Annotated in this window: 12 protein-coding genes; 7 read left to right on the forward strand and 5 right to left on the reverse strand. The window is 66.9% G+C overall.

The annotated features are described in order from the left end of the window. From FJW10_RS30075 to hemC, 4 genes are all read right to left on the reverse strand, one after another. Window positions 1-896: heme biosynthesis HemY N-terminal domain-containing protein (locus FJW10_RS30075; RefSeq protein ID WP_281405149.1), on the reverse strand; the 896-nt coding region annotated here is incomplete at its 3' end. 10 nt (window positions 897-906) lie between these two features. Further along, window positions 907-2370 (reverse strand): COG4223 family protein, encoded by a 1464-nt coding sequence (locus FJW10_RS30080; RefSeq protein ID WP_140902738.1) that lies wholly within the window; start codon window positions 2368-2370, stop codon window positions 907-909. 106 nt (window positions 2371-2476) lie between these two features. After that, window positions 2477-3190, reverse strand: a complete 714-nt coding sequence (locus FJW10_RS30085) for a uroporphyrinogen-III synthase (protein ID WP_140902739.1) — start codon at window positions 3188-3190, stop codon at window positions 2477-2479. 1 nt (window position 3191) lies between these two features. Then, window positions 3192-4115 (reverse strand): hydroxymethylbilane synthase, encoded by a 924-nt coding sequence (gene hemC / locus FJW10_RS30090; protein ID WP_140902740.1) that lies wholly within the window; start codon window positions 4113-4115, stop codon window positions 3192-3194. Window positions 4116-4329: 214 nt separating this feature from the next. On the opposite strand from hemC, the gene tsaD reads away from it, so the two are divergent. From tsaD to FJW10_RS30120, 6 genes are read left to right on the forward strand one after another with little or no spacing between them, the layout of a single operon-like run. Then, entirely contained in the window at window positions 4330-5415 is a 1086-nt protein-coding gene (gene tsaD / locus FJW10_RS30095; RefSeq protein ID WP_181177718.1) for a tRNA (adenosine(37)-N6)-threonylcarbamoyltransferase complex transferase subunit TsaD, read from the forward strand. After that, the gene (locus FJW10_RS30100; RefSeq protein ID WP_140902742.1) at window positions 5412-6431 is read left to right on the forward strand and encodes an NAD(P)H-dependent glycerol-3-phosphate dehydrogenase; all 1020 of its coding nucleotides are present in this window, start codon (window positions 5412-5414) and stop codon (window positions 6429-6431) included. The genes tsaD and FJW10_RS30100 overlap by 4 nt, the downstream gene beginning before the upstream one ends. Before the next feature lie 17 nt (window positions 6432-6448). Continuing rightward, entirely contained in the window at window positions 6449-6745 is a 297-nt protein-coding gene (locus FJW10_RS30105; RefSeq protein WP_140658670.1) for a YciI-like protein, read from the forward strand. Between the two features lie 32 nt (window positions 6746-6777). Continuing rightward, window positions 6778-7203 carry an EVE domain-containing protein gene (locus FJW10_RS30110; protein WP_140832568.1) on the forward strand — a complete coding sequence of 142 codons (426 nt, stop codon included), beginning with the start codon at window positions 6778-6780 and terminating at the stop codon, window positions 7201-7203. Then, window positions 7158-7856, forward strand: a complete 699-nt coding sequence (locus tag FJW10_RS30115; RefSeq protein ID WP_181177717.1) for a methyltransferase — start codon at window positions 7158-7160, stop codon at window positions 7854-7856. Before FJW10_RS30110 ends, FJW10_RS30115 begins: the two co-directional genes overlap by 46 nt. Before the next feature lie 50 nt (window positions 7857-7906). Continuing rightward, a complete protein-coding gene (locus tag FJW10_RS30120; RefSeq protein ID WP_140902744.1) occupies window positions 7907-8332 on the forward strand; it encodes a DUF1761 domain-containing protein in 426 nt (141 codons plus the stop codon). Window positions 8333-8348: 16 nt separating this feature from the next. Here the strand turns inward: FJW10_RS30120 and gcvA are convergent, their stop codons facing one another. Beyond that, window positions 8349-9269: a transcriptional regulator GcvA gene (gene gcvA, locus FJW10_RS30125; protein WP_140902745.1), complete on the reverse strand. Its 921-nt coding sequence runs from the start codon at window positions 9267-9269 to the stop codon at window positions 8349-8351. Window positions 9270-9399: 130 nt separating this feature from the next. On the opposite strand from gcvA, the gene FJW10_RS30130 reads away from it, so the two are divergent. Then, window positions 9400-9660 (forward strand): hypothetical protein, encoded by a 261-nt coding sequence (locus FJW10_RS30130; RefSeq protein WP_140902746.1) that lies wholly within the window; start codon window positions 9400-9402, stop codon window positions 9658-9660. Window positions 9661-9770 lie beyond the last annotated feature (110 nt).

Raw genomic sequence — 9770 nt, forward strand, 5'->3', positions numbered from 1 at the left:
GCGATATCCGGATGCGGTTCGGCCTTCCACGCGGCCTCCAGTATCTTGGAGCCCTTGCGCACGTCGTTTTGCCGGATAACCAGATCGGCGGCGATGACCGCCGCCGGCGCGAAATCCGGCGCCAGCTTGTTGGCTTCGAGCGCCGCGGTGCGGGCCGCGTTCGGATCGCTATCGACCAGCGCTTGCGCCTTGGCGGTGAGCAGCACGGCGCGGCGGCGGTTGGCCGCGTCGCGCTCGATCTGCCGTGTCGATTTCTGCGCCTCGACCAGCTTCAGCGCGCCGTCCCAGTCGCCGCGTTCGGTCAGCTCCTCGAGCGTCGATTCCGCCGCCCAGGCAAGCTGCGGCGCAACCGCCGCCGCACGGCCGGCATAGTGGCGCGCGGCATTGCGGTCGCCGAGGCGCTCGGCCTCGAGATAGAGCCCGCGCAGCCCGAGCAGCCGCATCTCGGGATCGTCGAGCATGCGCTCGAACTTTTCCCGCGCGCCTTTATGGTCGCCTTCGAGCAGCGAGGCCTGGGCGTCGAGCAGGTTGATCAGCGGCTCCTGGTCGGAGTTGATCAGCTTGGCCGCCTCCTTGGTCTTCTTGCGCGCCAGCGCGCCGTCGCCGGCGCCGGCGGCGATCATGCCCGTCGACAGCGCCTGGTAGCCGCGGTCGCGGCGGCGCACCCGGAAATAGCGCGAGATCGTATACGGGCTGTTCCACAGCGACTTGATCAGCCACCAGACGATCATCACCGCGGCGACCACGGCGACGATCGCCACTGCCGCCACCATCAGCGTGATCTGGTACTGGTAGCCGTTGAAGGTGACGATCATGTCGCCCGGACGGTCGGCCAGCCAGGCAAAGCCCAGTCCCAGCGCGAAGACGACGGCGAGGAAGACGAGGAGGCGGATCATCTTGTCGTCCTCACGCCTTCGTCGCGCCGGCAATCAGCGCTTCGAGCTGCTTTTCGACGTCCAGCCGCGCCTTCAGTTTGCCGGCAAAATCGGCGCCGGCCGCCTTTGCCGCGTCGGGCAGCGTATCGTATTCGCCGAGCGCCTTGGCGTAGTCGCCCTGGTTGACCGCCACTTCCATGCGGGCCACGGTTTCCGGCACACCCTTGCCTTCGATAGTCCCCACCGGCCGTACCTTGACCAGCGATTCCGCACTCGACACCAGGCTCTGGAAGAAGCCGGCGTTCTGGTCGACCGGTGTCGCCGCCTCGACCATGGCATTGGCGGCCGCATCGGCCTCCGACGCGATGGTGGCGCGGGTCGGCACGCCCTTTTCGGCATAGGAGCGCAGCGCCGCGAGCTCCGGCGCATCCGGCGCGATCGCCGCGAACGTATCGAGCTCGGTCGCGAATGGCGCGCCGCGATCGAGCGCCGACTTCAGCGCCGAGGCCGCGATCGCCAACGCGATCTTGGGCTGCGAGGCCTGCGCCTCGACCTTGCCGGAAAGCTGCGACACGGACTGTTCCAGCGCCGCGACCCGGCCGTCCTCGGCCTTGGCCGCGTCGCCGGTCGATTTCACCAGCGCGTCGAGCCCGGCGATCTTCTCGTTGAGCGGGCCGAGATCGACGGGCGCCGCATTGCCGTTCTTCTGCAGGTCGGCGACGGTCGTCTCGATCTGGCCGACCTTATCGCCGAGCGCCTTGAGCGCGGCGCCGTTGCCGCTCTGTCCGGCCGAGGATTTCAGCGCCGCGACATCGGCCTTGACCTGCTCGAGCGCCGACGAAAGACCACCGACCTTGGCGGCGGCGCCCGTGTCGCCGCTTTCCTTCAACGCCGCGATCTCGCTCTTCAGCGAAGCGATCTCGCCATTGACGCCATCGAGGGATACGCCGTTCGATCCCGGCGCGCCAATCAGCCCGACCGCCTGCAGCAGGCCGGCGCCGGCAAGCGCGATCACGCCGCCGATGACGCCCGCGGCGATGGCGTTGACGCCGGTCTTGCGCGAAGGTTGCGGCGCGCGATCCTGGCTGCGTGTCTCGCTTGGCTTCTCTGTGGAGGCGCCGGCGCCGGGCGCGGAGGCGTCCTCAAAATTATACTCGAAGCCCTTGGATTGGCTCTTCGACGCATCGGAACCGCCGGGGTACGGCGCCTCCGGCTCGTCCTTGCCGGCCTCGGGCCTGTCGGCCGCTGCCTGCGCGGCGTCGCTATGCTCCCACGGCTCGATATCGGCCTGCTCGGCATGGATCGGCTCTTCCGGCGCCTCCGGCTGCGAAGCGGCGGCGGCCTCTTGCGCCTTCGCCTCGTCGGTCTGCGCGGCACTGGCCTCGGCCTTGGCGGCATCCTCGTCGGTGATTCGCGAGACGGCGCCGGGCTCGAGTTCGATGGTCACCGGCTCGCGCCGGGTCTTCGAATGTCGCATCTTCGGCGTCTTGACCATGCTTGGGCTCCGCAAAATGGCTTGAGGATGGATCAATGGGTCCAGAGCGTCAGGATGCTCTAGCACATCACCAAGCGGTGAAAAGGGGGCGGCGTGATGACACGGCTCAGCCTGGCAGCGACAAAAGCGCCAGCAGTGCGTCTTCCTCGGGCTTGGACGCGATGCGGATCGTTTGACGGACGATCCCCTGCAGCGGCTCGGCGACACGCGCCGAAAGCGCTAAAAATTCTGTTTTTCCAAAGAGATGCTGCAGGACTGGCCGCGTTGCCAGGTCGACCAGCGCGGCACTGGCCTTGGCCGAATAGAGCAGCGCCGCCTCGACCGGATGACGCGACAGGCGGGCGATCACGTCGGCATCGCGATAGTCGATCCCTGTTGTGTCGTAGGTCTCGATCGCCTGGACATGCGTGCCCGCCGCCGCCAGCCGCCGCTCGAATACCGGGAAGCGGACGCGGCCGCACAGATAAACGATTGCCTTGCCGGCAAGGCCGCCGGCGATGGCGTCGGCCAGCGCCTCGGCATCGCCCGGACCTTCCGTGACGGAGGCAAATCCCGCCGCACGGCATGCCTCGGCCGTCCTTTTTCCAACCGTGTGGCAACGTAGGCTCGCAAGCGCCGCGATCAGCGCCTTCGGCGCGTGCCGCACCGCATTGGCGCTGGTGACGGCGACCGCGACCGCATCGCCGCCGATGGTCGCCTCGACGGGCAACGTCCTCGTCTCGGTCAGCGGCAGCACGACAGGCTGAAATCCCAAAGTTTCGAGGCGTCGTGCCGTGCGCGACGCGCCGGGCTCCGGCCTCGTCACCAGGACGCGGACCATGTCAGGCCCAGCCGTCGAAGAATTTGGCGCCCGCCCTGGCGCGAACCGTCCGCGCGGCGTCCAGGCCGATCTCCGCCGCGTCGGCGGCCTCGCCTTCCAGCCGGACCTCGTGCGATTCCTTGCCGTCGGGCGAGATGATCAGCCCGGTGAAGGACAGGTTTTCGCCCGATACCGTCGCATGGCCGGCGATCGGCGTGCGGCACGAGCCGTCGAGCGCGGCGAGGAAGGCGCGCTCGCAGGCCAATGCCTGGCCCGTCGGCACGTGATGGATCGCCGCCAGCATCGTCTCGATATCGCAGTCGCCTATGCGCGTTTCGATGCCGATCGCGCCTTGCCCCGGCGCCGGCGGAAAATCCTCAAGCGCCATCAGGTCGGTGACGACATGTTCGAGCCCGAGCCGCTTCAGCCCGGCATAGGCCAGGATGGTGCCCTCGGCGACGCCTTCGTCCAGCTTGCGCAGCCGCGTCTGCACATTGCCTCGGAACATCACCACCTCGAAATCCGGCCGCATGCGGCGAAGCAGCGCCTGGCGGCGAAGCGACGACGATCCGACGATCGCGCCATGCGGCAGGTCGGCGATCTGTTTCACCTTCTTGCCAATGAAGGCGTCGCGGGCGTCCTCGCGCGGCAGGAACGTGGTAAGCTCCAATCCGTCGGGCAGCACCGTCGGCATGTCCTTTGACGAATGCACGGCGATGTCGATGCGGCCGTCAAGCAGCGCTTCCTCGATTTCCTTGGTGAACAGGCCCTTGCCGCCGGCTTCCGACAGCGGCCGGTCCTGGATGCGGTCGCCGCTTGTCGAGATCGGCATCACTTCGAATGCCTGCTCGGGCAGCCCATGCGCCTGCATCAGCCGCGCCCGCGTCTCATGCGCCTGGGCGAGCGCCAGCGGGCTGCCGCGTGTTCCGATTTTCAAAGTTTGCATGGCGCGCGGTCCGTGATAACCCCCGAGTGAACTCGGGGTCTGCCGAGATTCAAGGTCAGGCCGAGCCGAAAACGGTGGGTTTCGAGAACCGGAGCGGAGCGTACTTTTGGGTACGTGAGCACCGGAAGCGCAGAAACCCGCCATTTGCAGGCCGGCATCACCTGAATATCGACAGACCTCCGGCGACACAATCTTTGTGGACAGCGACCAATTGATCCGCGTTCTGGGCATTGAGACGAGTTGCGACGAGACGGCGGCCAGCGTGGTGGCGCTGGACGGCGGCTCCGCGCCCGAAATCCTGTCCAACATCGTGCTCAGCCAGATCGAGGAGCACGCGGCCTTCGGCGGCGTCGTGCCCGAGATCGCCGCGCGCGCCCATGTCGAGGCGCTGGACGGCATCGTCGAGGCAGCACTTGCCGACTCGTCCGTTTCGCTCGACGAGGTCGACGCGATTGCCGCGACGGCGGGGCCGGGTCTGGTGGGTGGGCTGATCGTCGGTTTGATGACCGCCAAGGCGATCGCCGCCGCCGCCAACAAGCCGCTGATCGCCATCAACCACCTCGAAGGCCATGCGCTGACGGCGCGGCTGACCGACGGTCTCGACTTCCCCTATCTGCTGCTGCTCGTTTCCGGCGGCCACACCCAGATCGTCGCGGTGCGCGGCGTCGGCGACTACCAGCGCTGGGCGACGACCATCGACGATGCGCTCGGCGAAGCTTTCGACAAGACGGCCAAGATGCTAGGCCTGCCCTATCCCGGCGGCCCGAATGTCGAGAAGGCCGCGGCCAGCGGCGATCCCCGCCGTTTTGCCTTCCCACGCCCGATGAAGGGCTCGGCGCAGCCGGATTTCTCCTTCTCCGGCCTCAAGACCGCGGTGCGCCAGGCGGCAACTGCCATCGCGCCACTGAGCGACCAGGACGTCGCCGATATCTGCGCCTCTTTCCAGGCGGCGGTGGCCGACGCATTGGGCGACCGTGTGGCGCGCGCGCTTGCCCGCTTCCGCCAGGAATTCCCCGGCCAGGCGAAGCCGGCGCTGGTCGTCGCCGGCGGCGTCGCCGCCAACCGCACCATCAAGGCAACGCTTGAAACGCTTTGTTCGCAAGCCGGCTTCGCCTTCGTCGCGCCGCCGCAAAAGCTCTGCACCGACAATGCCGCGATGATCGCCTGGGCCGGCATCGAGCGGCTGCGCGCCGGCATCGCCGACGAAAACACCGCCGATTTCGTGCCGCGTTCGCGCTGGCCGCTCGACAGTGTTTCCGCGCCCCTGGTCGGCTCGGGCCGGCGCGGTGCCAAGGCATGAGCGCGAAGATGGCGGGCGGCAGGAAATCGGGCAGCGGCTGGCGCGTTGCGGTGCTGGGCGGCGGCGCCTGGGGCACGGCGCTGGCGCTGGCCATGCTGCGCGCCGGCCATGACATCCGGCTCTATGCGCGCGACACTGAGACCGTCGCTGCCGTCGCCCACGGCGAGAACCCGCGCTACCTGCCCGGCATCCGGATCGCGCCCGGCATCGCGGCCACCAGCGATTTGGCCACGGCGCTCGACGGCGCCGACTGCGTGCTCGCCGTGACGCCGGCGCAGTCGCTGCGCGCGGTCCTGGCCGCCGCACGCAACCATGTGCCTCAGGGAGCGCCGCTGGTGCTCTGCGCCAAGGGCATCGAGCGCGACACCGGCGCGCTGCTGTCGGCGATCGTCGCGGAGACCTTGCCCGGCAATCCGGTCGCGGCGCTGTCCGGTCCGAGCTTCGCCAGCGATGTCGCGCGCGGCCTGCCGACGGCAGTCGTGGTTGCCGCTCGCGAAGGCGATCTGGCAGCGAAGCTCGCCGCGCGCTTCTCGGCGGAGAACCTGCGCTGCTATTCGAGCGACGACCTGATCGGCGTCGAGATCGGCGGCGCGCTGAAGAATGTCTTTGCCATTGCCGCCGGCGCCGTCACCGGCGCCGGGCTTGGGGCCAGCGCCCAGGCCGCCATGGTGACGCGCGGCTTCGTCGAATTGCGCCGCATCGGCGCCGCCTTCGGCGCCAGGCCGGAAACGCTGATGGGGCTTTCCGGCCTCGGCGACCTCTTGCTCACCTGTTCGTCATCGCAGTCGCGCAACTTCGCCTATGGCCTGGCGCTCGGCCAGGGCAAGCCGCTTGCCGGCCTGCCGCTGGCCGAAGGCGTGCCGACGGCCGGCATTGCCGCCCGAATCGCCGCCGAGCGCGGCATCGAGGCCCCGATCATCTCCGCCGTCGCCGCCATCCTCGACGGTAAGATAACCATCGGCCAAGCCGTAACCGCGCTGATGACACGCCCGCTCAAAACCGAAACCGACATCTGAGCCATCGGAGTTGAAAAATGCTGTTTGCGTTGATTTGCAAGGACAAGCCCGGCAGCCTGCAGTTGCGCATCGATACAAGGCCACCCCATGTCGCCTTCCTCGAAGGCCTCAACGCCGAGGGCAAGCTCGCCTTCGCCGGGCCTTTCCTCAACACCGAGGGCAAGCCGGACGGCAGCCTGGTCGTGGTCGAGGCGCCTGATCTGGTAGCGGCGCAGGCGCTGTCGGCGGCCGATCCCTATGCCAAGGCAGGCCTGTTCGAAAGCGTCGAAATCCGGCAGTGGAACTGGACCTTCAACAAGCCGGCGGCTAGTTAATTCGCGAAGCCAAGCGCCGCAGGAGGAGCAATATGAACTACTGGCTGTTCAAGTCCGAACCTTCGGTCTTTTCCTTCGAGGCGCTGAAGGCCAAAGGTAAGGCCGGCACGCAATGGGACGGCGTGCGCAACTACGCCGCCCGCAACAACATGAAGGCGATGCAAATCGGCGATCTCGGCTTCTTCTATCATTCCAATGAGGGGCTCGACATCGTCGGCATCGCCGAGGTCTGCGCGCTGGCCCATCCCGACACCACGACCGACGATCCGCGCTGGGAATGCGTCGACATCCGCGCTTACGAGGACGTGCCGAAGCCGGTGACGCTGGAACAGGTCAAGGCCAATCCCAAGCTCGCCGAGATGGCGCTGGTTCGGCTCGGCCGGCTTTCCGTTCAGCCGGTGACGCCGGCCGAATGGAAAGAGGTCTGCCGCATGGCCGAGCTCAACCCGGCGCCGTGACGAAGCTCACGCCGAAGAGCGCGAAAAAGTTCATCCTCGACAACACGGCGCTGATGGCGCCGCCGCATGTGCCGGAAGTGTTTTTGCATCTCGCCGACGAGGCGCATGATCTGTGGCTGCGCACGGAGGAAGAACTGGCCGAGATCGGCCTGCCGCCGCCCTTCTGGGCCTTCGCCTGGGCCGGCGGCCAGGGCCTCGCCCGCTATGTGCTCGATAATCCGGGCACCGTCCGCGGCAAACGGGTGCTCGATTTCGCCTCCGGTTCCGGCCTCGTCGCGATCACAGCGATGAAAGCCGACGCGAAGCAAGTAATCGCCGCCGACATCGACCCGTTCTGCGAGACGGCGATCGCGCTCAACCTCGAAGCCAACGGCGTTGAAGCGCAATTCCGCAGCACGGATTGCGTCGGCACCGACGATGGCTGGGACGTCGTGCTCGCCGGTGACGTCTTCTACGACAAGGCCTTCGCCGAACGGGTGCTGCCCTGGTTCGGATCTCTGAAGGCGCGCGGCGCCGAGATCCTCGTCGGCGATCCCGGCCGCGCCTATCTCCCCAAGACCGGGCTGGAATCGCTTGCCATCTACCAGGTTCCGGTGACGCGCGTGCTGGAAGATGCCGAGGTCAAGCGCACCACCGTCTGGCGCCTTGCTTGACGCGATCGCCGAACAAGCGTTCCATCGCCTATCGACTTGGAGGGGAAAGCATGGATTTTTCGGTCGTGAATTGGCTGGCGGTGATCGCCGCCGCTGTCGTGGCATGGTTGTTCGGCGCCGTCTGGTACATGGGCTTGAGCAAGCCCTGGCTGAAGGCGGCCAAGCTCGATCCCGCCACCATGAAACGCTCGGCCGTTCCCTTCATCGTCAGCTTCGTCGCCGAGCTCATCATGGCGCTTGTCCTGACACTGGTGGTGGGCGCGATAACCGGCGGCGAGCCCAACCCGATCGCGGGGCTGCTGTTCGGCTTCGTGCTCTGGCTCGGCTTCATCGCCACCACGCTCACCGTCAACCACCGCTATGAGGGCTTCGGCTGGGCCCTGACGCTGATCGATGCCGGCCATTGGCTGGGCGTGATGCTGATCATCGGCGCCGTCATCGGCTGGTTCGGCGCACCGGCCGCGCCCGCGGGCTGACCATCATAGTCTATGTCTATGTCTGCGTCCTCGCCGCTTCCTCGGTAAGCCATTCGCGGAAGGCGGCGATGCGCGCGTCGTCCTTCGCGGCCTCGGGATAGACCAGGAAATAGGCAAAATCCGGCGCGACCTTGATGCCGAGCTCGAAAGGGCGCACCAGCCGCCCTTGCGAAAGGTCGTTTGCCACCATGGCGAAATCGGCCAGCGCCACCGCGTTGCCGTCGAGCGCCGCCTGCGTGGCATCCGTCGAGGACCTGAACACCAGCGTGCGGCTGTCGTCGAAATCGTCGACGCCGGCCGCCTGCATCCACATGCTCCAGTTCGGCCATGTCACGCCCTGCCGCGACCATTCGATATGCGCAAGCGTATGGTTGAAGAGATCGCGCGGCTCCTTCAGCGGTGGACCTGACGCCAGCAGCGCCGGGCTGCACACCGGGATGATGATGTTCTCGAACAGCCGATGCGCGCAGAGCCCGGGATATTTGCCAGCGCCGAAGCGAATGCCGACATCGACGTCGTCGAGGTCGAAATCCCGGACATCGTAGGTGATGTCGAAGCGCAGCTCGATGCCCGGCTTTTGCTTGCGGAAGTCGTCGACGCGGCGCATCAGCCATTTCGTCGCGAACTGCGCGTCGAGCGTTACCTTCAGCAGCGCCGTGCCGCGGGTCATCTTGCGGGCGCGGCTGACGGCGCGGTTCAGCAGGTCGAGCGCATCGACCGAGGCCTCCAGCAGCACATTGCCTGCCTCCGTCAGCCGGATGGTGCGGCTGGTGCGCGTGAACAGCACCAGCCCGAGCTGATCCTCGATTTCCTTGATCTGATGGCTGACCGCCGCCGGGGTCAGGCCGAGCTCGTCGGCGGCGCGGGTGAAGTTGAGATGCCTGGCGGCCGCTTCGAACGTCCGCAGCGCCCGCGTTCCTGGCAGCAGCTTGGACATACGATCTCCAAATAAAACTTGATGATCAGAAAAGAACTACTCGTTTCCCGTTTGTTTTTCAATCCGGCATCATGGCTTCATCGAAACACTATCAAACCGGATTTAATATCCGGAGAACACGGATAGAGCCATGTCTGAGATCGCCCTGAAGTCCTGCAGTCCCCCGGAACGCCCCTCCGGCCTCACCCTTTGGCTGCGTTCGGCACGCGATTGGCTGCGCCAGGCCCGGGTCGCCGCCCGGCTGCCCCACGAGTCGGTCGAAAACCTCTCCGACAGCCAGTTGCGCGACATCGGCGCCGGGCGCCGGGATGTGGCGAAGGCGATGGACCGGGAGCTTCACGAGATCGGGCTGCTCGGCACGGGTTGGCAGAAACAGGGAAAGAGGCAGTAGGGATTAGGCAGTAGGCAATAGGGAAGGAGACGCCTACTGCCTACTGCCTACTGCCTACTGCCTACTGCCTACTGCCTACTGCCTACTGCCTACTGCCTACTGCCTACTGC

Origin of the sequence: Mesorhizobium sp. B4-1-1 (assembly GCF_006439375.1) — a bacterium.
Taxonomy (GTDB): Bacteria; Pseudomonadota; Alphaproteobacteria; order Rhizobiales; family Rhizobiaceae; genus Mesorhizobium.

Bases quoted from the DNA above. Each gene is read 5' to 3' on its own strand.
- FJW10_RS30080 (WP_140902738.1), bottom strand. From the start codon at position 2,370: ATGGTCAAGACGCCGAAGATGCGACATTCGAAGACCCGGCGCGAGCCG.
- FJW10_RS30085 (WP_140902739.1), bottom strand. From the start codon at position 3,190: ATGGTCCGCGTCCTGGTGACGAGGCCGGAGCCCGGCGCGTCGCGCACG.
- hemC (WP_140902740.1), bottom strand. From the start codon at position 4,115: ATGCAAACTTTGAAAATCGGAACACGCGGCAGCCCGCTGGCGCTCGCC.
- FJW10_RS30100 (WP_140902742.1), top strand. From the start codon at position 5,412: ATGAGCGCGAAGATGGCGGGCGGCAGGAAATCGGGCAGCGGCTGGCGC.
- FJW10_RS30105 (WP_140658670.1), top strand. From the start codon at position 6,449: ATGCTGTTTGCGTTGATTTGCAAGGACAAGCCCGGCAGCCTGCAGTTG.
- FJW10_RS30110 (WP_140832568.1), top strand. From the start codon at position 6,778: ATGAACTACTGGCTGTTCAAGTCCGAACCTTCGGTCTTTTCCTTCGAG.
- FJW10_RS30115 (WP_181177717.1), top strand. From the start codon at position 7,158: ATGGAAAGAGGTCTGCCGCATGGCCGAGCTCAACCCGGCGCCGTGACG.
- FJW10_RS30120 (WP_140902744.1), top strand. From the start codon at position 7,907: ATGGATTTTTCGGTCGTGAATTGGCTGGCGGTGATCGCCGCCGCTGTC.
- gcvA (WP_140902745.1), bottom strand. From the start codon at position 9,269: ATGTCCAAGCTGCTGCCAGGAACGCGGGCGCTGCGGACGTTCGAAGCG.
- FJW10_RS30130 (WP_140902746.1), top strand. From the start codon at position 9,400: ATGTCTGAGATCGCCCTGAAGTCCTGCAGTCCCCCGGAACGCCCCTCC.